The organism is Klebsiella sp. PL-2018 (assembly GCF_019048985.1).
In the GTDB taxonomy this organism is placed as follows: domain Bacteria; phylum Pseudomonadota; class Gammaproteobacteria; order Enterobacterales; family Enterobacteriaceae; genus Klebsiella; species Klebsiella michiganensis.
In genome coordinates this window covers 4,336,139-4,358,694 of the sequence record NZ_CP077673.1, presented here as the reverse complement: position 1 = coordinate 4,358,694, position 22,556 = coordinate 4,336,139, and the positions used below count along the sequence as shown (strand labels likewise).

Sequence of the window (22,556 nt, the reverse complement as noted above, 5' to 3'; positions counted from 1 at the left end):
AATTCTGCCGCTAACGCATAATAATGTGTTCACTGAAATTATCTGGCCTGCGGGCCGAGGGGTTAGAAGGATGAAACCATTTCGTTTGGCGGCGCTATCTCTGGCGCTACTTACCGCACTATCGTTGACCGCCTGTGACGACAGCGGCAAACCGCAGGCGGTCACGTCGGCGCCATCCGCGGCGGCAGATAGCGCGCCCGCGAAGCCGGACAGCGCCCAGCTGGCGGCGCTGGCTGAAAAAAGCAAAGGCAAAGCGTTAACGCTACTGGATGCTTCTGAAGTTCAGCTCGACGGCGCGGCGACGCTGGTGCTGACCTTCTCTATTCCTCTGCAGCCGGATCAGGATTTCTCTCGCAGCGTGCATCTGGTCGACAAAAAAAGCGGCAAAGTCGATGGGGCATGGGAGCTGGCGCCCAACCTTAAAGAGCTGCGTCTACGCCATCTTGAGCCAAAACGCGAGCTGATCGTTTCGCTCGACCCCACCCTGACCGCGCTGAATAAAGCGACTTTAGACAGCAGCGTAGAAAAAACCATTACCACCCGCGATATCGCCCCGAGCATCGGCTTTGCCAGCCGCGGCTCGCTGCTGCCGGGGAAAGTGGTGGCCGGACTGCCGGTGATGGCGCTGAATGTCGATAACATCGACGTCAATTTTTTCCGCATCAAACCTGAATCGCTCTCCGCCTTCGTCAGCCAATGGGAATACCGCAATTCCCTGAGCAACTGGGAGTCGGACGAGCTGCTGAAGATGGCCGATCTGGTCTACACCGGCCGTTTTGACCTTAACCCGGCGCGCAATACGCGCGAAAAACTGCTGCTGCCGCTGGCGGATATCAAGCCGTTGCAGGAGCCGGGCGTCTATATCGCGGTGATGAACCAGGCGGGCCGCTACAGCTATAGCAACGCCGCGACGCTGTTCACCCTCAGCGATATCGGCGTATCCGCGCACCGCTACCACAACCGGCTGGATGTCTTTACCCAGAGCCTGGAGAACGGCGCGGCGCAGTCCGGTATCGATGTGCAGCTGCTGAACGCCAAAGGGCAAACCCTGGCGCAGGCGAAGAGCGACGCTCAGGGGCACGTGACGCTGCAAACGGACAAAGAAGCGGCGCTGCTGCTGGCGCGTAAGGACGGGCAAACCACTCTGCTGGATCTCAAACTTCCGGCGCTGGACCTGGCTGAATTTTCCATCGCCGGCGCGCCGGGCTTCAGCAAGCAGCTATTTATGTTTGGCCCACGGGATCTCTATCGTCCGGGCGAAACGGTTATTCTCAACGCGCTACTGCGCGATAGTGACGGTAAACCGCTCCCCGAGCAGCCGGTGAAGCTGGAAGTCGTGCAGCCGGATGGCCAGGTTATTCGTTCGACGGTCAGCAAACCGGTTAACGGCCTGTATCAGTTGACTTATCCGCTCGATAGCGGCGCGGCGACCGGGATGTGGCACATTCGCGCCAGCACCGGCGACAACCAGCCGCGCGAGTGGGATTTTCACGTTGAAGATTTTATGCCTGAGCGCATGGCGCTGAATCTCACGGCGCAAAATGCCCCGGTTTCGCCGGCTGCGGATGTCAGCTTTGCCGTGAGCGGGGCGTATCTGTACGGCGCGCCGGCCAGCGGCAACTCGCTGCAGGGTAAACTGTTCCTGCGTCCGCTGCGCGATGCGGTGCCTGCGCTGCCGGGCTTCCAGTTTGGCGACATTGCCGAAGAGAACCTTTCCCGCAGCCTGGATGAAGTGCAGACCACCCTGGACGATCGCGGACATGCGGAAGTCACCGCCGCCAGCCAGTGGCAGGAGAGCCGCTCGCCGCTGCAGGTGATCCTGCAGGCCAGCCTGCTGGAGTCCGGCGGCAGACCGGTCACGCGCACCGTCAGGCAGCCGATCTGGCCGGCCGAAACGCTGCCGGGTATCCGACCGGAATTTGCCCTGAAAGAGGTTTACGACTATCGCACCGACAGCACTATCAAGCAGCCGGTGGTGGATGAAAACGGCACCGCCGCGTTTGAGATTGTGTATGCCGACGCCAAAGGTGAGAAGAAAGCGGTCTCCGGGCTGCAGGTTCGGTTGATTCGCGAACGCCGCGACTACTACTGGAACTGGTCCGAGAGCGAAGGCTGGCAGTCGCAGTTCGATCAAAAAGATCTTCAGGAAGGCGAGGAGTCGCTGGATATTTCAGCCGGACAAACGGCGAAAGTGAGCTTCCCGGTCGAGTGGGGTTCTTATCGCCTGGAAGTTAAAGGGCCGGATGATGCGGTCAGCAGCGTGCGCTTCTGGGCCGGATACAGCTGGCAGGATAACAGCGATGGCCAGGGGGCGGCGCGTCCGGATCGCGTCACCATGAAGCTGGACAAACCGGCCTATAAACCGGGCGATACGATCAAGCTGCATATCGCCGCTCCGGCAGCCGGTAAAGGCTACGCGCTGGTGGAATCAAGCGAAGGGCCGCTGTGGTGGCAGGAGATTGACGTCCCGGCGGAAGGGATGGAGCTATCGATCCCGGTGGATAAAGCGTGGAATCGTCACGACCTGTACCTCAGCACCCTGGTGATTCGTCCGGGGGATAAATCCCAGTCCGCGACGCCAAAACGGGCGGTGGGTCTGCTGCATCTGCCGCTTGGCGATGAAAATCGCCGTCTGAACCTGACGCTGGAAGCGCCGGATAAAATGCGCCCCAACCAGCCGCTGAAGGTCAACGTTAAGGCCAGCGTCAAAGAAGGCGAGACGCCGAAACAGGTTAACGTGCTGCTCTCCGCCGTCGATAGCGGCGTACTCAATATCACCGACTATGCAACGCCGGATCCGTGGAACGCCTTCTTTGGCCAGAAACGCTACGGCGCCGATATTTACGATATCTATGGTCAGGTGATCGAAGGGCAGGGGAGACTCGCCAGCCTGCGCTTCGGCGGCGACGGTGATGAACTCAAACGCGGCGGCAAACCGCCGGTTAATCACGTGACGATTATCGCTCAGCAGGCGCAGCCGGTGGTGCTGGATGAGAAAGGCGAAGGGACGGTGACTTTGCCGATTGGCGACTTTAACGGCGAACTGCGGGTTATGGCCCAGGCGTGGAGCGCAGAGGATTTTGGCAGCAGCGAAGGAAAAACGATCGTGGCGGCGCCGGTTATTGCCGAGCTGAATATGCCGCGCTTCCTCGCCAGCGGAGATACCACTCGCCTGGCGCTGGATCTCAGCAATCTGACCGATAAGCCGCAGACCCTCAACGTTGCGCTGGCCGCCAGCGGTCTGCTGCAGCTTGAAGGGGGAGAAATACCGCCGGTGCATCTGGCTCCCGGCGCGCGCAGCACCCTGTTTGTGCCGGTTCGCGCGCAGCAAGGCTTTGGCGATGGTCAGGTGAATGCCACCATCAGCGGCCTGAACCTGCCGGGTGAAACCTTCGCGCCGATGCAGAAGCAGTGGCAGCTGGGCGTGCGTCCGGCTTTCCCGGCGCAAACCGTGAATTCCGGCGCTGTCCTCCAGCCGGGTGAAAGCTGGCAGGCTCCGGCGGCGCAAAGCGAGGGCTTCTCGCCGGCCACGTTGCAGGGGCAGCTGGTGTTCAGCGGCAAGCCGCCGCTGAACCTGGCGCGCTATATACGCGACCTGAAAGCCTATCCTTACGGCTGCCTGGAGCAGACCACCAGCGGGCTGTTCCCGTCGCTCTATACCAACGCCGCCCAGCTTAAAGCCCTGGGGATCGGCGGCGATAGCGATGAAAAGCGACGCGCGGCGGTGGATATCGGCATTTCTCGTCTGCTGCAGATGCAGCGCGATGATGGCGGTTTCGCCCTGTGGGATAAAGAAGGGCCGGAGGAGTACTGGTTGAGCGCCTACGCGATGGACTTCCTCGTCCGGGCGGGCGAGCAGGGCTACAGCGTACCAACGAACGCCGTCAATAACGGCAACCAGCGCCTGCTGCGTTATTTACAGGAGCCGGGGCTGATGACCGTCCGCTATAGCGATGATGCCCAGGCCAGCCGCTTTGCCGCTCAGGCCTACGCCGCGCTGGTACTGGCCCGGCAGCAGAAAGCGCCGCTCGGCGCGCTGCGCGAAATCTGGAGCCGTCACGACCAGGCGCGTTCCGGTCTGCCGCTGCTGCAGCTGGGCGTGGCCCTGAAATTGATGGGCGATGCGCCGCGCGGCGACGAAGCCCTGAAGCTGGCGCTGACGACGCCGCGGCAGGACGCGAATCGCTGGCTCGGCGATTATGGCAGCGAGCTGCGCGACGATGCGCTGAAGCTGGCGTTGCTGGAGGAGAACAAACTGCTGCCGGAAGCGCAAAATACGCTGCTCAGCCATCTGGCGGACGAAGCCTACGGCCAGCGCTGGCTCTCGACGCAGGAGAGTAACGCCCTGTTCCTGGCCGGGCGTACGCTGCAGGATCTCCCCGGCAGCTGGCAGGCGCAAACCTCCGTGCAGGCCGAACCGCTCTCCGGCGAGAAAGCGCAAACCCGCAACCTGACCGGCGACCAGCTGGCGGCCTTGCAGGTGACCAATACCGGCCAGCAGCCGCTGTGGCTCCGTCTCGACAGCAGCGGCTATCCGCAGAACGCGCCGCAGCCGGGGGGCAACGTGCTTGGCATTGAACGGCAAATTTTCGATACCCAGGGCCAGCAGAAATCGCTCTCTTCGCTGCGCAGCGGCGAACTGGTGTTGGTGAAGCTGGAAGTGACGGCTAAGCGTAACGTCCCGGACGCGCTGGTGGTGGATTTACTCCCGGCGGGGCTGGAGCTGGAAAACCAGAATCTGGCCAACAGCAGCGCCAGCCTGCAGGAGAACGGCGAGGTGGTGCAGAATCTGCTTAACCAGATGCAGCAGGCCGATATTCAGCACATTGAGTTTCGCGACGATCGCTTCGTCGCCGCGGTGGCTATCAATGAAGGCCAGCCGGTGACGCTGGTTTATCTGGCGCGCGCGGTGACGCCGGGCACCTATCAGGTACCGCAGCCGCAGGTCGAGTCAATGTACGTGCCGCAGTGGCGGGCAACCGGCGCGGCCAGCGGACCGCTCACCGTTGCACCCTAAATGCGGGCACTGAAGCGCATTAAACGCCGCTGGCGCTGGCTGGCGGCGTTTATTTTTTTGCTGTGGCTGCTGCTGCTGGCCGCCGATCGCCTGTGGCCGCTGCCGCTGCGCGAGGTGACGCCTGCCCGAGTGGTGGTGGCGGTAGACGGAACGCCGCTGTGGCGTTTCGCCGACGCGCAGGGCGTCTGGCGCTATCCGGTGACCCTGGCAGACGTTTCGCCGCGCTATTTACAGGCGTTGATCCAGTATGAAGATCGCTGGTTCTGGGATCACCCCGGCGTTAATCCGTTCTCGATCGTTCGCGCCGCCTGGCAGGATCTCACTTCCGGGCGGGTGATCTCCGGGGGCAGCACCCTGACCATGCAGGTGGCGCGTCTGCTCGATCCGCATCCCCGAACCTTCGGCGGCAAGCTGCGTCAGCTATGGCGCGCGCTGCAGCTGGAGTGGCATCTGTCAAAAAGCGAGATCCTCACGCTCTACCTCAACCGGGCGCCGTTCGGCGGTACGCTGCAGGGCATCGGCGCAGCCAGCTGGGCCTATCTCGGTAAACCGCCCGCGCAGCTCAGCTATGGCGAAGCGGCGCTGCTGGCGGTACTGCCGCAGGCGCCGAGCAGGCTGCGTCCGGATCGCTGGCCGGAGCGAGCACAGGCGGCGCGCGATAAGGTGCTGCTGCGGATGGAAAATCAGGGCGTGTGGCCATCGCAGCCGGTACGAGAAGCTATCGAGGAGCCCGTCTGGCTCTTTCCGCGGCAGATGCCGCAGCTGGCGCCGCTTTTTGCCCGCCGCGCGCTGGCGAGCAGCCGCGCAGAGAAGGTGGTAACGACGCTGGATGCCGTACTGCAGCGGCAGCTGGAAGACCTGGCACTGAACTGGAAATCGCGCCTGCCGCCGCGCAGCTCTTTAGCGATGATCGTGGTCGACCATACCAATATGAAGGTGCGCGGTTGGGTAGGGTCGGTGGATATCAACGATGATAGCCGCTTTGGTCATATTGATATGGTCTCGGCGGTCCGCTCCCCGGGCTCGGTTCTGAAGCCGTTTGTTTATGGTATGGCGCTGGATGAGGGGCTGATCCATCCGGCTTCGTTGTTACAGGATGTGCCGCGACGGTTTAGCGACTACCGGCCGGGGAATTTTGACAGCGGTTTTCACGGGCCGGTGAGCGCCAGCGACGCGCTGGTTCGCTCGCTGAACCTTCCGGCAGTGCAGGTGCTGGAGGCCTACGGGCCGAAGCGTTTTGCCGCCAGGCTACGCAATGCCGGATTGCCGCTGATGCTGCCCGCCGGCGCGGAGCCGAATCTGTCGCTGATCCTCGGCGGCGGCGGCGCGCGTCTGGCGAATATCGTGGCGGCGTACAGCGCGTTCGCCCGCCATGGTAAGGCGGGACAATTGCGCATCACGCCAGACTCACCGCTGGTTGAGAGGCCGCTGCTGTCGCCGGGCGCCGCGTGGATCGTGCGGCGCATACTGGCCGGCGAAGCGCAGCCGGTGCCCGATGCGTCGCTGGTGCAGGTGGTGCCGCTGGCGTGGAAAACCGGAACCAGCTACGGCTACCGCGATGCCTGGGCGATCGGCGTGAACGCCCGCTATCTGATAGGTATCTGGACCGGACGACCCGACGGCACGCCGGTCGTCGGGCAGTTTGGCTTCGCCAGCGCGGTGCCGCTGCTGAACCAGGTGAATAATATGCTGCTGGCGCGCCCGGCGATGAGCCGCGGCGGATTGCCGGCCGACCCTCGCCCGTCGTCGGTCAGCGCCGGGACGGTTTGCTGGCCCGGCGGGCAGAATTTACCCGCGGGCGACGCGAACTGCCGCCGACGGCTGGCCACCTGGCTGCTCGATGAGAGCCAGCCGCCGACCCTGCTGCTGCCCGGCCAGGAAGGTATTCGCGGGATTCGCTTCCCGGTGTGGCTGAATGAGAAAGGGCTGCGGGTGGCGGCAGATTGCCCCGGCGCGGTAGAGAAAAGACTCGACGTCTGGCCGCTGCCGCTTGAACCCTGGCTACCCGCAGGCGAACGGCGTCGCGTCAGGCTGCCTGCGGTTTCGGCGGCGTGTCCGCCGGTGCAAACCGCGGATGCCGCTCCGCTGGTGCTCTCCGGTCTTCGTGAAGGCGCGGTGGTTAAACGGCTGCCCGGCGAGCAAAAGGTGATGCTGCCGCTGCAAACGACCGGCGGGGAGGGGCGCCGCTGGTGGTTTCTTAACGGTGAGCCTCTGCAGGCGGAAGGCGCCGGCGCGACCCTTAACATCGATCGCCCTGACCGTTATCAGCTGGTAGTGATGGACGAGGCGGGGCAAATTGTTGCCGCGAACTTCACCGTGCAATAAACGTAACGTGCCTTAATTGGCGGGATTTGTTGTTTAAGGTCGCTTTTTTTTAAAAAAATGTTACCTAAACACATAGGCAATCGCCTTAGATGATGATTATAATTCGCGCCGTATTTATCGGTCTCATCTGCTCATCTGCAAAACAGAACAACATATATAAAGAGGTTATCATGGCTATTGAACGTACTTTTTCCATCATCAAACCAAACGCGGTGGCAAAAAACGTTATTGGCGGCATCTTTTCTCGCTTTGAAGCTGCAGGGTTCAAAATTGTTGGCACCAAAATGCTGCATCTGACCGTTGAGCAGGCTCGCGGCTTCTATGCTGAGCACGAAGGTCGCCCGTTCTTTGACGGTCTGGTTGAATTCATGACTTCCGGCCCGATCGTGGTTTCCGTGCTGGAAGGCGAAAATGCGGTTCAGCGTCATCGTGACCTGCTGGGCGCAACCAACCCGGCGAACGCGCTGGCGGGTACCCTGCGCGCAGACTACGCTGACAGCTTCACCGAGAACGGCACCCACGGTTCCGATTCCGTTGAATCCGCTGCGCGCGAGATCGCGTTTTTCTTTGCTGAAGGCGAGGTTTGCCCGCGCACCCGCTAATCTCCCGCGTCTTTCACGCCACCGCTTTGTTGGCTTCATTCGCGCACCCCGGTCACATAGTTATCTATGCTCCCGGGATTTGCGAATTCGCCGCCTCGCCGTGACGTAAAATACTTTGGAGATACCCATCCTCGTCGTCTTTTCGACTATTGCGGTGTTGGCTGCGCGCGTTCACCCCGGTCGCTTATCTTTGCTCCCGGGGCTTCGCTTGCTTACCGCCTTGCGACAATCGAAAATCCTTAGAGGATCTGCCAGGCAGTTACAGATTTTTTCATCATTGCTGCGTGCAAACGTGGTATTGATGGACCAGAATTTGTAGAATACAGCGCCCCGGATGAGCAGTCGCTCCCGGGGCGTTTCTTTTTAACCCTCCAGGGGCCATAACGTGTAATAACGAGGCCGGAATCAATTATGTCTGAACAAATAGTCACACCTGATAGCGCCGCTCTGACGGTGCCGAACAAAGATGCCAAAATCAACCTGCTGGATTTGAATCGTCAGCAGCTGCGCGAGTTTTTCAAAAACATGGGCGAAAAGCCTTTCCGCGCCGATCAGGTGATGAAATGGATGTATCACTACTGCTGCGATAACTTTGATGAGATGACCGATATCAACAAAGTTCTGCGCGGCAAATTAAAGGAAGTCGCGGAGATTCGCGCCCCGGAAGTCGTTGAAGAGCAGCGCTCCAGCGACGGTACCATTAAGTGGGCGATTGCCGTTGGCGATCAGCGCGTCGAAACCGTGTATATCCCGGAAGACGATCGCGCCACCCTGTGCGTTTCTTCCCAGGTGGGCTGCGCGCTGGAGTGTAAATTCTGCTCTACGGCCCAGCAGGGCTTTAACCGCAACCTGCGGGTTTCGGAAATTATCGGCCAGGTCTGGCGCGCGGCGAAAATCGTCGGCGCGGTGAAGACCACCGGCGTACGTCCGATTACCAACGTGGTGATGATGGGGATGGGCGAGCCGCTGCTGAACCTGACTAACGTGGTGCCGGCCATGGAGATCATGCTCGACGACTTCGGCTTTGGTCTCTCTAAACGTCGCGTCACGCTCTCCACTTCCGGCGTGGTGCCGGCGCTCGATAAGCTTGGCGATATGATTGACGTCGCGCTGGCCATCTCTCTGCACGCGCCGAACGATACCATTCGTGATGAAATCGTGCCGATCAACAAGAAATACAATATTGAGACCTTCCTGAACTCGGTGCGTGGCTATATTTCGAAGTCCAACGCCAACCAGGGACGCGTCACTATCGAATACGTCATGCTGGATCACGTCAACGACGGAACCGAGCATGCGCACGAGCTGGCCGCGCTGCTGAAAGATACGCCGTGCAAGATCAACCTGATCCCATGGAACCCCTTCCCGGGCGCGCCGTATGGCCGTAGCTCCAACAGCCGTATCGACCGTTTCTCCAAGGTGTTAATGGAGTATGGTTTCACCACGATCGTGCGTAAAACCCGCGGCGACGATATTGATGCCGCCTGCGGTCAGCTGGCCGGCGACGTTATCGACCGTACCAAGCGTACGCTGCGTAAACGTATGCAGGGCGAAGCCATCGACGTGAAGGCGGTCTGATAATAAATGATGCAGCGCACAGCCCTGGCGGTGCGCTGCATATTTATGTGGAATCGCCGGGCGAAATACGCTGTTGTGGTTAATAATTACGGTGCGTTTTTGTCGACTTTGAGGCAGTATGTAGCGGTACAACAACCGCTTAGCATTCAATATTGATAAGTCTCTGTGATACCAGGTCATACGGACTTATACTGTTTGTCTGACGTTGAGCAGATGTCTCGCGGCGCGGGGTCACCGGCGCTGAATTTTAAATTTCACGTACCAGTAGTTGTAGCGAATGAATACTGAAGCCACTCAAGACCATCAAGAAGCAAACACCACGGGCGCGCGTCTGCGTAATGCCCGCGAACAACTCGGGCTCAGCCAGCAGGCGGTGGCTGAACGCTTATGCCTGAAGGTTTCCACGGTTCGTGATATTGAAGACGATAAGGCACCCGCCGATCTTGCTTCAACCTTCCTGCGCGGCTATATCCGCTCTTATGCCCGCCTTGTGCACATTCCTGAAGAAGAGCTGCTGCCGATGATGGCCAAGCAGGCTCCGATCCGGGCGGCGAAAGTTGCCCCCATGCAGAGCTTCTCGCTGGGTAAACGCCGTAAAAAGCGCGACGGCTGGCTAATGAGCTTTACCTGGCTGGTGCTGTTCGTGGTGATTGGCCTCAGCGGCGCCTGGTGGTGGCAGGACCACAAAGCGCAGCAGGACGAGATCTCCACAATGGCCGATCAATCCTCCGCCGAACTGAATGCGGGCGATAGCAACAGCCAAAGCATCCCTCTGGATAATCAATCGGCGAATTCTGCACCGGATACCGCCGCCAACAGCGCGCCTGTAGAAACGTCTCCGGCGCCAGCGGCGTCGACTCCGGCCCCGGCTCCGGCCGAGAATAACGCCGTTGTCGCGCCTTCTCAGGCCAACGTCGATACGGCGGCAGCGCCGGCAACTTCGCCGTTACCGACCGACCAGGCAAACGTGACCGCTGCGGCGGCCTCCGCCCAGGATCTGGTGCTGAATTTTACCGCCGACTGCTGGCTGGAAGTGAGCGATGCGACCGGTAAAAAGCTGTTCAGCGGTTTACAGCGTAAAGGCGGTAACCTCAATCTGAGCGGCCAGGCGCCTTATAAGCTGAAAATCGGTGCCCCGGCGGCGGTACAGATACAGTATCTGGGTAAACCAGTCGATTTGAGTCGTTTTATCAGAACTAACCAGGTTGCACGTCTGACCCTCAATGCCGAACAATCACCGGCGCAGTAACAGACGGGTAACGCGGGAGATTTTTCATGCATAACCAGGCTCCGATTCAACGTAGAAAATCAAAGCGAATTTACGTTGGGAATGTGCCGATTGGCGATGGCGCTCCCATCGCCGTACAGTCGATGACAAACACGCGCACCACCGATGTGGCGGCGACGGTAAATCAAATTAAAGCCCTTGAGCGCGTTGGCGCGGATATCGTGCGCGTTTCGGTACCAACGATGGACGCGGCGGAAGCGTTCAAGCTTATCAAACAGCAGGTTAGCGTACCGCTGGTTGCCGATATCCACTTCGATTACCGCATTGCCCTGAAGGTAGCGGAATACGGCGTTGATTGCCTGCGCATTAACCCGGGCAATATCGGCAACGAAGAGCGTATCCGCATGGTGGTGGACTGCGCTCGCGATAAAAACATCCCTATCCGTATCGGGGTAAACGCCGGTTCTCTGGAAAAAGATCTCCAGGAAAAATACGGTGAACCCACCCCGCAGGCGCTGCTGGAATCGGCAATGCGCCATGTCGATCACCTCGATCGTCTCAACTTCGATCAGTTTAAAGTCAGCGTGAAAGCTTCCGATGTGTTCCTGGCGGTTGAATCCTACCGCCTGCTGGCGAAACAGATCGATCAGCCTCTGCACCTCGGGATCACCGAAGCGGGCGGGGCGCGCAGCGGCGCGGTGAAGTCCGCGATCGGCCTCGGCCTGCTGCTGTCTGAAGGGATCGGCGATACGCTGCGCGTTTCTCTGGCGGCGGATCCGGTTGAAGAGATCAAAGTGGGCTTCGATATTCTCAAGTCGCTGCGCATTCGCTCTCGCGGGATCAACTTCATTGCCTGTCCGACATGTTCACGTCAGGAGTTTGACGTTATCGGTACCGTTAACGCGCTGGAGCAGCGGCTGGAAGATATCATTACGCCGATGGATATTTCGATCATTGGCTGCGTGGTAAACGGTCCCGGCGAGGCGCTGGTTTCCACCCTCGGCGTGACCGGCGGCAACAAGAAAAGCGGCCTGTACGAAGACGGCGTACGTAAAGACAGACTGGATAACGACGATATGATCGATCAGCTGGAAGCGCGTATTCGCGCTAAAGCATCGATGCTTGATGAGGCGCGTCGCATCGATATTCAGCAGGTTGAAGCGAAATAACGTGTTGGGAAGCGATACGCTTCCCGTGTATGATTGAACCTGCGGGCGCGAGGCGCCGGGGTTCATTTTTGTATATATAAAGAGAATAAACGTGGCAAAGAACATTCAAGCCATCCGTGGCATGAACGATTATCTGCCGGGCGAAACCGCTCTCTGGCAGCGCATTGAAGGCTCACTGAAGCAGGTGCTTGGTAGCTACGGTTACAGCGAAATCCGTTTGCCGATTGTAGAGCAGACCCCGTTATTCAAACGCGCTATCGGCGAAGTGACCGACGTGGTTGAAAAAGAGATGTACACCTTTGAGGACCGTAACGGCGATAGCCTGACTCTGCGTCCGGAAGGTACCGCTGGCTGCGTACGCGCCGGCATCGAACATGGTCTCCTGTACAATCAAGAACAGCGCCTGTGGTATATCGGGCCGATGTTCCGCCACGAACGTCCGCAAAAAGGGCGTTATCGCCAGTTCCACCAGATTGGCGCGGAAGCGTTCGGTCTGCAGGGGCCGGATATTGATGCCGAGCTGATTATGCTGACCGCCCGCTGGTGGCGCGAGCTGGGCATCTCCAGCCACGTTGCGCTGGAGCTGAACTCTATCGGTTCGCTGGAGGCTCGCGCTAACTATCGCGACGCGCTGGTGGCCTATCTTGAGCAGTATAAAGATAAGCTGGACGAAGACTGCAAACGCCGCATGTACACTAACCCGCTGCGCGTGCTGGATTCTAAAAACCCGGACGTCCAGGCGCTGCTGAACGACGCCCCGACGCTGGGCGACTATCTTGATGAAGAGTCCAAAGCGCATTTTGCGGGACTTTGCGCGCTGCTGGATGATGCCGGTATCCGCTATACCGTGAATCAGCGTCTGGTGCGCGGTCTCGACTATTACAACCGCACCGTGTTTGAGTGGGTCACCACCAGCCTCGGTTCCCAGGGCACCGTCTGCGCCGGCGGCCGTTACGATGGTCTGGTTGAGCAGCTTGGCGGTCGCGCAACCCCTGGCGTCGGCTTTGCGATGGGGCTGGAACGTCTTGTTTTACTGGTTCAGGCAGTGAATCCGGAATTTAAAGCCGATCCTGTTGTCGATATATACCTGGTAGCCTCCGGAACTGACACCCAGTCCGCAGCAATGCGTCTGGCTGAACAGGTACGCGATGCGTTACCCGGCGTTAAGCTGATGACCAACCACGGCGGCGGCAACTTTAAGAAGCAGTTTGCGCGCGCTGATAAATGGGGCGCTCGCGTTGCGCTGGTGCTGGGCGAGTCAGAAATCGCTGACGGAAACGTGGTAGTGAAAGATTTACGCTCAGGAGAGCAAACTACCGTAACGCAGGATAGCGTTGCCGCGCATTTGCGCACACTTCTGGGTTAATCTCCCGGGAATCATTAGTCAGGAGAAGGACTGCGTGGAACTTTACAATAACGAAAACGATCAGGTCGACGCGCTGAAGCGTTTCTTTGCTGAAAATGGCAAGGCGCTGGCCGTTGGGGTGATTTTGGGTGTTGGCGCGCTGGTTGGCTGGCGCTACTGGACCTCCCATCAGTTGGATACCGCCAGAGGCTCGTCTCTGGCTTATGAAAATGCGATTTCCGCCCTCAAATCGGATAAACCAGAAGCGCTGAACGCTGCGCAGAAATTTGCCGCCGACAGCAAAAACACCTATGGTGCGTTTGCTTCTCTTGAGCTGGCGCAGCAGTTTGTTGAGAAAAACGACCTGCAGAACGCTGAAAAGCAGCTTCAGCAGGGGCTTACGGCCGCTTCTGATGATAACCTGAAATCGGTTATCAATATGCGTCTTGCTCGCGTCCAGCTGCAGCTTAAGCAGCCTGATGCCGCGCTGAAAACCCTGGATGCCGTGAAAGGCGAAGGCTGGACCGCGATTGTCGCTGACCTGCGCGGCGAGATCCTGCTGAGCAAAGGCGATAAGCAAGGGGCGAAAGCAGCATGGGAAGCGGGCGCGAAAAGCGATGCCTCACCGGCGCTCAGCGAAATGATGCGTATGAAAATAAATAATTTGTCCATCTGAGAGGGACTCGATGCAATTGCGTAAATTACTTCTGCCAGGGCTGCTTTCCGTTACCTTATTGAGCGGCTGTTCGCTGTTTAACAGCGAAGAAGATGTGGTGAAAATGTCGCCACTGCCGACGGTGGAAAACCAGTTTACGCCGTCCACCTCCTGGAGCACCTCCGTTGGCGGCGGTATTGGCGAATTCTACTCTAACCTGCACCCGGCTTTTGCTGATGGCGTCGTGTACGCCGCCGATCGTAAAGGTACCGTTAAAGCCCTTAATTCAGGCGACGGCAAAGAGGTGTGGTCGGTTAATCTGGCAGAGAAAGACGGCTGGTTCTCCCGCGCGCCTGCGCTGCTCTCCGGCGGTGTGACCGTCTCCGGCGGCCACGTTTATATCGGTAGCGAAAAAGCGAAAGTTTATGCGCTGAACACCAGCGACGGCACCGTCGCGTGGGAAGCGAGCGTGGCGGGTGAAGCGATTTCTCGTCCGGTCGTCAGCGACGGCATGGTGCTGATCCATACCACTAACGGTCAGCTTCAGGCGCTGAACGAAGCCGATGGCGCGGTGAAATGGACCGTTAACCTTGATATGCCAGCGCTCTCCCTGCGCGGCGAATCCGCTCCGGCTACCGCCTACGGCGCAGCTATTGTAGGCGGCGACAACGGTCGCGTCAGCGCGGTGCTGATGCAGCAGGGCCAGATGATTTGGCAGCAGCGTATCTCTACCGCGACCGGTCCGACGGAAATCGACCGTCTTAACGACGTCGACACGACGCCGGTTATCGTGAACGGCGTGATTTACGCGCTGGCGTACAACGGCAACCTGACGGCGCTGGATCTGCGCAGCGGCCAGATTATGTGGAAACGCGAGCTGGGTTCAGTGAACGATTTCATTGTCGACGGCAACCGTATTTACCTGGTTGACCAGAATGACCGTCTGCTGGCGCTCACCACCGACGGCGGCGTGACGCTGTGGACGCAAAGCGATCTGCTGCACCGTCTGCTGACGGCGCCTGTGCTGTATAATGGCAATCTGGTTGTTGGCGATAGCGAAGGCTATATGCACTGGGTCAACCCTGAAGATGGTCACTTTGTGGCTCAGCAGAAGGTGGACAGCTCAGGCTTCCTGACCGATCCGGTTGTTGCTGACGGCAAACTGCTGATTCAGGCGAAAGACGGCACGCTGTACGCGATTACGCGTTAACAACAGCGGTAGTCTATTTTTGAGAAACGGCCCCTGGCAGACAGGGGCCGTTTTGGCTTTTTTAAAAACGCCGTGAAAACGGGCGTTGTATCGATTTTTGTATGAGGCATTTAACATGATACCTGTGGTCGCGCTTGTCGGGCGCCCTAACGTTGGAAAATCCACGCTCTTTAACCGCTTAACGCGCACTCGCGATGCGTTGGTCGCGGATTTCCCGGGGCTGACTCGTGACCGTAAGTACGGTCGTGCTGAAGTGGAAGGCCGCGAATTTATCTGTATCGATACCGGCGGGATCGACGGTACCGAAGATGGCGTAGAAACGCGAATGGCGGAACAGTCGCTGCTGGCGATTGAAGAAGCGGACGTGGTGCTGTTTATGGTCGATGCGCGTGCGGGCCTGATGCCGGCGGATTCGGCAATTGCGAAACATCTGCGCTCCCGTGAGAAACCGACTTTCCTGGTGGCAAACAAAACTGACGGTATCGATGCCGATCAGGCGATTGCCGATTTTTGGTCGCTGGGGTTAGGCGAGATTTATCCTATCGCCGCTTCCCATGGCCGCGGCGTCACCAGCCTGCTCGAGCACGTGCTGCTGCCGTGGGTTGACGAGGTGAACCCGCCGGAAGAAGTGGACGAAGACGCGGCATACTGGGCGCAGTTCGAAGCCGAGCAGAACGGCGAAGCGCTTGAAGAGCCGGAAGATGATTTTAACCCGCAGGATCTGCCGATTAAGCTGGCGATTGTGGGCCGCCCGAACGTGGGTAAATCAACGCTCACCAACCGTATCCTGGGTGAAGATCGTGTGGTGGTTTACGATATGCCGGGAACCACTCGCGACAGCATCTACATCCCGATGCAGCGCGATGAGCGTGAATACGTCCTTATCGATACCGCAGGCGTGCGCAAGCGCGGCAAAATTACCGATGTCGTCGAAAAATTCTCGGTGATCAAAACGCTGCAGGCGATTGAAGACGCCAACGTGGTGCTGCTGGTGATTGATGCGCGCGAAGGGATTTCCGATCAGGATCTCTCCCTGCTGGGCTTTATCCTCAACAGCGGTCGTTCGCTGGTGATTGTCGTCAATAAATGGGACGGCCTGAGCCAGGAAGTAAAAGAGCAGGTGAAAGAGACCCTCGACTTCCGTCTGGGCTTTATCGACTTTGCCCGCGTGCACTTTATCTCCGCGCTGCACGGCAGCGGCGTAGGCAATCTGTTTGAATCCGTGCGCGAGGCGTACGACAGCGCAACCCGTCGCGTGGGTACCGCTATGCTGACCCGCATCATGACCATGGCTGCTGAAGACCATCAGCCGCCGCTGGTGCGCGGCCGTCGCGTGAAGCTGAAATATGCCCACGCCGGTGGTTATAACCCGCCGATCGTGGTTATTCACGGTAACCAGGTTAAAGATCTGCCGGATTCTTATAAACGCTACCTGATGAACTACTTCCGTAAATCGCTGGAAGTGATGGGCACGCCGATTCGTATTCAGTTCAAGGAAGGGGAAAACCCGTTTGCCAACAAACGCAATACCCTGACGCCGAACCAGATGCGTAAGCGTAAACGCTTGATTAAGCACATCAAGAAAAGCAAATAAGCTATCCGCCAGCATCAAAAACCTAAAGCCCGCATCCGCCGGGCTTTTTTATTATCGCCATTGTACATGCGCAGAATAATAATAAACTCGCTTGAGGCCGGGTTATAAATGTGAGAAAAACCAGGGAGGATAAATATTTTTGTGACAATGAGGTCAGAATGAAAAGCCTTTTAACTCTCCTGATGCTGTTTCTTATTCCCATAGCCTGTGCCGCTGAATCACAACCGATTGAACCGCGCGTTAAGCCTGCTTATCCCGCGAAAGCCGAAAAAAAAGGGATACCGGGTCAGGTTAAAGCGCAATTTGACGTTGATGAGAATGGGAGGGTGACTCACGTTCGGTTATTAAGCTCAGATCCTTCCGGAATGTTTGATAATGAAGTCAGGGCCGCAATGGAAAAATGGCGATACATCAAAGGGAAGCCTTCCAGCAATAACATCATTACCATTCATTTCAAGCCGGGGCCGCCTTGCGTAGAGGTGCCAGCGCCAAACCAGCCCGGCAGTATTCAAAGCAGCGGCGTTCCTTTTCGCTAAAGTAGAACGCAGGTAAATGAGCGTAGGGAGAATCGTGTCAAACGATGGGGGCAGGGATATGAAAAAAACAATAGTGATGGTCGGTTTGGTTATTTTAGCCAGCAGCTGTACGCCGTTTCATCCTTCTGACTGTCATAAAACATCAGCGCTTGGGAGCTGTAGCTCCGGACGCTTCAGCGATGACGATAAATATGGCAAACAGGCGAGAGCGATAAAAGAGTCTATTGATTCCCGGTTATCCAATCGCTACGGCTGGACGGGAAAAAAATGCACAATACATCTGAGATTTAGCGATGAGGGGAAACTGAATAGCGTGACAACGAGTGAAGGTCATAAAGCCTATTGCGCCGCGCTGGTTGATGCCGCTAAACGGGCCACTTTTCCGCCGTTTACCGATAAGCAGGTCTATGATGCTTTTGCTCAGTCCCGATTCAGTATGCAGGGTGAATAAAATTAAAGGTGGCGGACCGCCTGGGGGCGAGTAACCTGCTGAAGGATAATGACTGGCAGCAGCCACAGATTGTGCAACCGTGATAAAATAAAGCGATATACCCGTCGTCAGGAGTCACCATGGAATTTGATTGCCCCGTGTGCCATGCGCAGCTTGCTGTGCAGGGCAATAGCGCCCGCTGCGAGCGTTGTGCGAAAGAGTATGTTGTCGAAGCCCGCTGCCCGGACTGCCACAAGCCGCTGGAGGTGTTAAAAGCCTGCGGCGCGGTGGATTATTTTTGCCAGAATGGCCACGGGCTGATTTCGAAAAAACGCGTCGAGTTTGTGCCGATTTAATCTTTATCGCTGACGCAGCCTTCGCCGTCGCGCCAGAGTTCAACCAGTGAATCTGGCGCACGATCCTCCGGAATGAGAATAATCAGGCTGTGGTAGTGCTGCTCGCTGACGATCTGGATGCGAAAAAAACGCTGGTCGCCCCGTCCAGGCGAGTCGGGCTGGCCCGGCGGCTTGCCCAGCGGTAGCGACTGTTGGAGAATCGTCGCAATCCGCTGCTTCTGTTGCTCGTTGAGCTTCGCCACGACGATCTTACGCATCCCGCTGAGCGCCGGGATCCAGGCAACGCCGCCCTCGCGCGCCAGCTCAATCACCGCGTCATCGCTAAGATCGGCAAGGTTCATAGCACCACTCCGACCCGCTCCCAGGCCTGAGTAATCGCCTCTGCGGTCTCTTTGCCAGAGCGTTTCTCGCCGTGGCGAATCGTCAGCCTGGCAAAGGCTGAGAAATCGGCGTCTTTTGCCAGAGATTGATCGCACACCGCGTCGTACCAGGCGTATCCCGCTTTCTCCCATGCAAAACCGCCGAGGGCGCTGGCGGCGAGATAAAAGGCGTGATTAGGAATGCTGGAGTTGATATGCACGCCGCCGTTATCCTGCTGGGTATGAACAAAATCTTTCATATGGGCGGGTTGCGGATCTTTGCCAAGGACAGGGTCATCGTATGCGGTACCCGGCTGCGACATTGAGCGCAGACCTTTGCCGTGGATGCCTTTCGCGAGTAGTCCCTCGCCAATGATCCAGTCCGCTTTGTCTGCCGTCTGCTGGCGCTGATACTGTTTGACCAGCGAACCGAAAACATCGGAAAGCGATTCGTTCAGCGCGCCGGATTGTTCGAAATAGATGAGACCGGCTTCGCTCTCCGTCACGCCGTGGCTTAGTTCGTGCGCCACTACGTCAATGGCGATAGTAAAACGATTAAAAATCTCGCCATCCCCGTCGCCAAACACCATTTGTTGGCCGTTCCAGAATGCGTTTTGATATTCGTGACCATAGTGGACGCTGCCGGTGAGCTTCAATCCGCGGTTATCCAGCGAATCGCGCTGGTAGTTCTTCCAGAAGAAATCATGGGTGATGCCGAGATAGTCATAGGCTTCATCAACGGCAACGTCGCCGTTGGAGGGCTGTCCCTCAAAACGGACCTGAGTACCCGGTAGATCCTGGGTCTGCCCGGCATCATAAATATCGCGTTCAAGCAGGCCCGGCGTGGTGACGTGGGGCGCGGCAGGGCGCCCCGGAACGTGCGCCATCAGGGTCTGAACGTGGCTGAGGGTATTCTGCGCGCAGCGCTGCTGCTGAAGGGAACCACGATCGACAATGCGGCGTAAAATGTAGGGCGGAATTACAAAACGAGGATAAGCATCTGGCATATCACGCTCCTTAGCCGGATAGAACCGTTTAAAAAGGGCATGACAGCAGTATAGTTATCCTCGGTCGAAATGGCAGGCTTATCCGGCTTTTTTGCGGGAACGGGTTTTCTTCACCGGCGTGATGTTCTTCACTTCGCTCTCTACCCAGCCATCGTTCAAACGGGTAGTGAGGATGTCTCCCTCGCGCACCTGTTTCGTTTGTTTCAGCACCTTGCCGTCGCTGGCAGAAGTGACGCTATAGCCGCGGGCCAGCGTCGCCAGCGGGCTGACGGCTTCCAGGTGCGTGACCATATTACCGAAGCGTTCACGTTGTTCGCCAAGACGCGCGCGGATGTTTTCCGCCAGCCGGTATTCCAGCTGTTGAATACGGCTCTGGGCGCGGTGAATTCGCGGCTGTGGGTTTTGTTGATTCAGGCGCTGCGCGGCGCGCTGCTGGCGCTGGTCGGCGCGCTTTATTTGCGTCTCAAGAGCGGAACGCATGCGCTGACGCAATCTTTCAAGCTCCGTTTGCTGACGGGCCAGCCGCAGCTGAGGATGCTGTTGCTGCAGGCGGTGAAAAACCTGGGTAAAGCGACGATGGCGGTTGGCAAGGAAGTAGTCCATCGCCATTTCAAGGCGCTGCTGCACGGACTGGAGCTGGCGCAGCAGCTCCTGCTGGTTGCGGCTGACCATTTCCGCCGCCGCGGAAGGCGTCGGGGCGCGCAGGTCGGCGACAAAATCGGCGATAGTGACGTCAGTCTCATGGCCTACGGCGCTGACGATGGCAATAGGGCTGGCAAAAATCGCCCGCGCCACTCGCTCATCGTTAAAGCTCCATAAATCTTCCAGCGAACCGCCGCCGCGCCCGACAATCAGCACGTCGCACTCCTGGCGCGCGTTGGCCAGCTCAATCGCGCGAACGATCTGCCCCGGCGCATCTTCCCCCTGGACGGCGGTCGGGTAAATAATCACCGGCAGGGAAGGATCGCGGCGCTTGAGCACGTGTAAAATATCGTGCAGCGCAGCACCGGTTTTTGAGGTGATGACGCCAACGCAGTGCGCGGGAGAGGGGAGCGTTTTTTTATGCTGCTGATCGAACAAGCCTTCCGCCGCCAGCGCGGTCTTGAGCTGTTCATACTTCTGCTGAAGCAGACCTTCGCCCGCAGGCTGCATGCTTTCCACGATGATCTGATAATCGCCGCGCGGCTCGTACAGCGTGATATTAGCGCGGACCAGCACCTGCTGCCCGTGCTGCGGACGGAACGTCACGCGGCGGTTGCTGTTGCGGAACATCGCGCAGCGCACCTGGGCGTTATCGTCTTTTAGGGTGAAGTACCAGTGGCCGGAAGCGGGCTGGCTGAAATTGGAAATCTCGCCGCTGATCCATACCTGACCCATTTCACGTTCGAGCAGCAGTCGAACCGACTGATTGAGGCGGCTAACCGTGTAAATTGAGGGGGATTGAGATGGCAACATGTGAGCAAGATCAAATTCTAAATCAGCAGGTTATTCAGTCGATAGTAACCTGCTGGGAGGGGATCGCAAGTATTATTTGCAAAAAAGGGTAGATGCAATCGGTTACGCTCTGTATAATGCCACGGCAATATTTATCCACCCTGGTCGAGATATTGCCCATGCTACGTATCGCTAAAGAAGCCCTGACGTTTGACGACGTCCTCCTCGTTCCCGCTCATTCAACCGTTCTGCCAAATACCGCCGATCTCAGCACTCAGCTGACGAAAACCATTCGTCTGAATATTCCAATGCTCTCTGCTGCAATGGATACCGTGACGGAAGCGCGTCTGGCAATTGCCCTGGCACAGGAAGGCGGCATCGGCTTTATTCATAAAAACATGTCCATCGAGCGCCAGGCGGAAGAAGTTAAGCGCGTGAAGAAGCATGAGTCCGGCGTGGTTACCGACCCGCAGACCGTCCTGCCGACCACCACTCTGCGCGAAGTGAAAGAGCTGACTGAACGCAACGGTTTTGCTGGCTATCCGGTGGTGACCGAAGACAACGAGCTGGTCGGCATCATCACCGGTCGCGACGTGCGTTTCGTCACCGACCTGAATCAGCCGGTGAGCGTTTATATGACGCCGAAAGAGCGTCTGGTGACCGTTCGCGAAGGCGAAAGCCGCGAAGTGGTTTTTGCCAAAATGCATGAAAAACGCGTTGAGAAAGCGCTGGTTGTTGATGACAGCTTCCATCTTCTCGGCATGATCACTGTTAAAGATTTCCAGAAAGCGGAGCGTAAACCAAACGCCTGTAAAGATGAGCAGGGTCGCCTGCGCGTCGGTGCGGCGGTGGGTGCGGGCGCCGGTAACGAAGAGCGCGTGGATGCGCTGGTTGCCGCGGGCGTAGATATTCTGCTGATCGACTCCTCTCACGGCCACTCTGAAGGCGTATTGCAGCGTATCCGCGATACCCGTGCGAAATATCCTGACCTGCAAATCATCGGCGGCAACGTGGCGACCGGCGCGGGCGCACGTGCGCTGGCGGAAGCCGGCTGCAGCGCGGTGAAAGTGGGTATCGGTCCTGGCTCCATCTGTACGACTCGTATCGTGACCGGCGTGGGCGTTCCGCAGATCACCGCCGTTTCTGACGCGGTTGAAGCGCTGGAAGGCACCGGTATCCCGGTTATCGCCGACGGCGGTATTCGTTTCTCCGGCGATATCGCGAAAGCGATTGCCGCAGGCGCAGCCGCCGTCATGGTTGGCTCAATGCTGGCCGGTACCGAAGAGTCCCCGGGTGAAATCGAACTCTATCAGGGCCGTTCGTACAAATCTTACCGTGGTATGGGTTCCCTTGGCGCGATGTCTAAAGGTTCCTCCGATCGCTACTTCCAGACCGATAACGCCGCCGACAAACTGGTACCGGAAGGTATCGAAGGCCGCGTCGCCTATAAAGGCCGCCTGAAAGAGATCATTCACCAGCAGATGGGCGGCCTGCGCTCCTGTATGGGCCTGACCGGTTGTGGTACCATCGACACCCTGCGGACCAAAGCGGAATTCGTGCGCATCAGCGGCGCGGGTATCCAGGAGAGCCACGTTCACGACGTGACTATCACCAAGGAATCCCCGAACTACCGCATGGGCTCCTGATTTTCATCGCCCGGCCACGCGCCGGGCGATTTATTTAACCTGTATCACTTGCCTCGGAATTATCG

Annotated in this window: 16 protein-coding genes and 1 pseudogene; 14 read left to right on the top strand and 3 right to left on the bottom strand. The window is 58.2% G+C overall.

What is annotated here, in order from left to right:
* Positions 1-70: 70 nt before the first annotated feature.
* The 13 genes from MKleb_RS20360 to MKleb_RS20300 all read left to right on the top strand — a co-directional run bounded on the left by MKleb_RS20360 (position 71) and on the right by MKleb_RS20300 (position 18,045).
* Positions 71-5,017 (top strand): alpha-2-macroglobulin family protein, encoded by a 4,947-nt coding sequence (locus tag MKleb_RS20360; RefSeq protein WP_108703519.1) that lies wholly within the window; start codon positions 71-73, stop codon positions 5,015-5,017.
* Complete coding sequence (gene pbpC, locus MKleb_RS20355) at positions 5,018-7,342, top strand: peptidoglycan glycosyltransferase PbpC (RefSeq protein WP_217076163.1); 2,325 nt, start codon at positions 5,018-5,020, stop codon at positions 7,340-7,342.
* Positions 7,343-7,512: 170 nt separating this feature from the next.
* Positions 7,513-7,944, top strand: a complete 432-nt coding sequence (ndk, locus tag MKleb_RS20350; RefSeq protein WP_004114414.1) for a nucleoside-diphosphate kinase — start codon at positions 7,513-7,515, stop codon at positions 7,942-7,944.
* A 411-nt stretch (positions 7,945-8,355) separates the two neighbouring features.
* Entirely contained in the window at positions 8,356-9,522 is a 1,167-nt protein-coding gene (locus MKleb_RS20345; RefSeq protein WP_004123586.1) for a dual-specificity RNA methyltransferase RlmN, read from the top strand.
* A 277-nt stretch (positions 9,523-9,799) separates the two neighbouring features.
* Positions 9,800-10,771: a cytoskeleton protein RodZ gene (gene rodZ / locus MKleb_RS20340; protein WP_025106603.1), complete on the top strand. Its 972-nt coding sequence runs from the start codon at positions 9,800-9,802 to the stop codon at positions 10,769-10,771.
* Positions 10,772-10,797: 26 nt separating this feature from the next.
* Positions 10,798-11,919: a flavodoxin-dependent (E)-4-hydroxy-3-methylbut-2-enyl-diphosphate synthase gene (gene ispG, locus MKleb_RS20335; protein ID WP_004104485.1), complete on the top strand. Its 1,122-nt coding sequence runs from the start codon at positions 10,798-10,800 to the stop codon at positions 11,917-11,919.
* Between the two features lie 91 nt (positions 11,920-12,010).
* A complete protein-coding gene (gene hisS / locus MKleb_RS20330; protein ID WP_025106604.1) occupies positions 12,011-13,285 on the top strand; it encodes a histidine--tRNA ligase in 1,275 nt (424 codons plus the stop codon).
* 34 nt (positions 13,286-13,319) lie between these two features.
* Complete coding sequence (locus MKleb_RS20325) at positions 13,320-13,940, top strand: YfgM family protein (protein ID WP_025106605.1); 621 nt, start codon at positions 13,320-13,322, stop codon at positions 13,938-13,940.
* A gap of 10 nt (positions 13,941-13,950) precedes the next feature.
* Positions 13,951-15,129 (top strand): outer membrane protein assembly factor BamB, encoded by a 1,179-nt coding sequence (gene bamB / locus MKleb_RS20320; RefSeq protein WP_004104478.1) that lies wholly within the window; start codon positions 13,951-13,953, stop codon positions 15,127-15,129.
* 115 nt (positions 15,130-15,244) lie between these two features.
* Positions 15,245-16,723, top strand: coding sequence for a ribosome biogenesis GTPase Der (gene der, locus MKleb_RS20315; RefSeq protein WP_014230361.1), 1,479 nt, complete (start codon positions 15,245-15,247; stop codon positions 16,721-16,723).
* Between the two features lie 158 nt (positions 16,724-16,881).
* On the top strand, positions 16,882-17,259 hold the full coding sequence (locus MKleb_RS20310) for a TonB family protein (RefSeq protein ID WP_025106606.1): 378 nt from the start codon (positions 16,882-16,884) through the stop codon (positions 17,257-17,259).
* A gap of 58 nt (positions 17,260-17,317) precedes the next feature.
* Complete coding sequence (locus MKleb_RS20305) at positions 17,318-17,710, top strand: cell envelope integrity TolA C-terminal domain-containing protein (protein ID WP_014839197.1); 393 nt, start codon at positions 17,318-17,320, stop codon at positions 17,708-17,710.
* A 119-nt stretch (positions 17,711-17,829) separates the two neighbouring features.
* Entirely contained in the window at positions 17,830-18,045 is a 216-nt protein-coding gene (locus MKleb_RS20300) for a zinc ribbon domain-containing protein (protein ID WP_004853184.1), read from the top strand.
* On the opposite strand, the gene MKleb_RS20295 is transcribed toward MKleb_RS20300, so the two are convergent.
* The 3 genes and pseudogenes from MKleb_RS20295 to xseA form a co-directional block, all read right to left on the bottom strand.
* Entirely contained in the window at positions 18,042-18,386 is a 345-nt protein-coding gene (locus MKleb_RS20295) for a protealysin inhibitor emfourin (protein ID WP_009654386.1), read from the bottom strand. The genes MKleb_RS20300 and MKleb_RS20295 overlap by 4 nt on opposite strands.
* Positions 18,383-19,411, bottom strand: coding sequence for a M4 family metallopeptidase (locus MKleb_RS20290; RefSeq protein ID WP_217076161.1), 1,029 nt, complete (start codon positions 19,409-19,411; stop codon positions 18,383-18,385). Before MKleb_RS20290 ends, MKleb_RS20295 begins: the two co-directional genes overlap by 4 nt.
* A gap of 68 nt (positions 19,412-19,479) precedes the next feature.
* A pseudogene (xseA, locus tag MKleb_RS20285) lies at positions 19,480-20,866 on the bottom strand (exodeoxyribonuclease VII large subunit); the annotation flags it as partial.
* A 158-nt stretch (positions 20,867-21,024) separates the two neighbouring features.
* On the opposite strand from xseA, the gene guaB reads away from it, so the two are divergent.
* Positions 21,025-22,491, top strand: a complete 1,467-nt coding sequence (guaB, locus tag MKleb_RS20280) for an IMP dehydrogenase (RefSeq protein ID WP_014230355.1) — start codon at positions 21,025-21,027, stop codon at positions 22,489-22,491.
* The last annotated feature ends 65 nt before the right edge of the window (positions 22,492-22,556 follow it).

Coding starts and splice junctions, on each gene's coding strand:
- MKleb_RS20290 (WP_217076161.1), bottom strand. CDS start 19,411: ATGCCAGATGCTTATCCTCGTTTTGTAATTCCGCCCTACATTTTACGC.
- MKleb_RS20345 (WP_004123586.1), top strand. CDS start 8,356: ATGTCTGAACAAATAGTCACACCTGATAGCGCCGCTCTGACGGTGCCG.
- MKleb_RS20295 (WP_009654386.1), bottom strand. CDS start 18,386: ATGAACCTTGCCGATCTTAGCGATGACGCGGTGATTGAGCTGGCGCGC.
- pbpC (WP_217076163.1), top strand. CDS start 5,018: ATGCGGGCACTGAAGCGCATTAAACGCCGCTGGCGCTGGCTGGCGGCG.
- ndk (WP_004114414.1), top strand. CDS start 7,513: ATGGCTATTGAACGTACTTTTTCCATCATCAAACCAAACGCGGTGGCA.
- der (WP_014230361.1), top strand. CDS start 15,245: ATGATACCTGTGGTCGCGCTTGTCGGGCGCCCTAACGTTGGAAAATCC.
- MKleb_RS20300 (WP_004853184.1), top strand. CDS start 17,830: ATGGAATTTGATTGCCCCGTGTGCCATGCGCAGCTTGCTGTGCAGGGC.
- guaB (WP_014230355.1), top strand. CDS start 21,025: ATGCTACGTATCGCTAAAGAAGCCCTGACGTTTGACGACGTCCTCCTC.
- MKleb_RS20360 (WP_108703519.1), top strand. CDS start 71: ATGAAACCATTTCGTTTGGCGGCGCTATCTCTGGCGCTACTTACCGCA.
- MKleb_RS20310 (WP_025106606.1), top strand. CDS start 16,882: ATGAAAAGCCTTTTAACTCTCCTGATGCTGTTTCTTATTCCCATAGCC.
- MKleb_RS20305 (WP_014839197.1), top strand. CDS start 17,318: ATGAAAAAAACAATAGTGATGGTCGGTTTGGTTATTTTAGCCAGCAGC.
- bamB (WP_004104478.1), top strand. CDS start 13,951: ATGCAATTGCGTAAATTACTTCTGCCAGGGCTGCTTTCCGTTACCTTA.
- rodZ (WP_025106603.1), top strand. CDS start 9,800: ATGAATACTGAAGCCACTCAAGACCATCAAGAAGCAAACACCACGGGC.
- ispG (WP_004104485.1), top strand. CDS start 10,798: ATGCATAACCAGGCTCCGATTCAACGTAGAAAATCAAAGCGAATTTAC.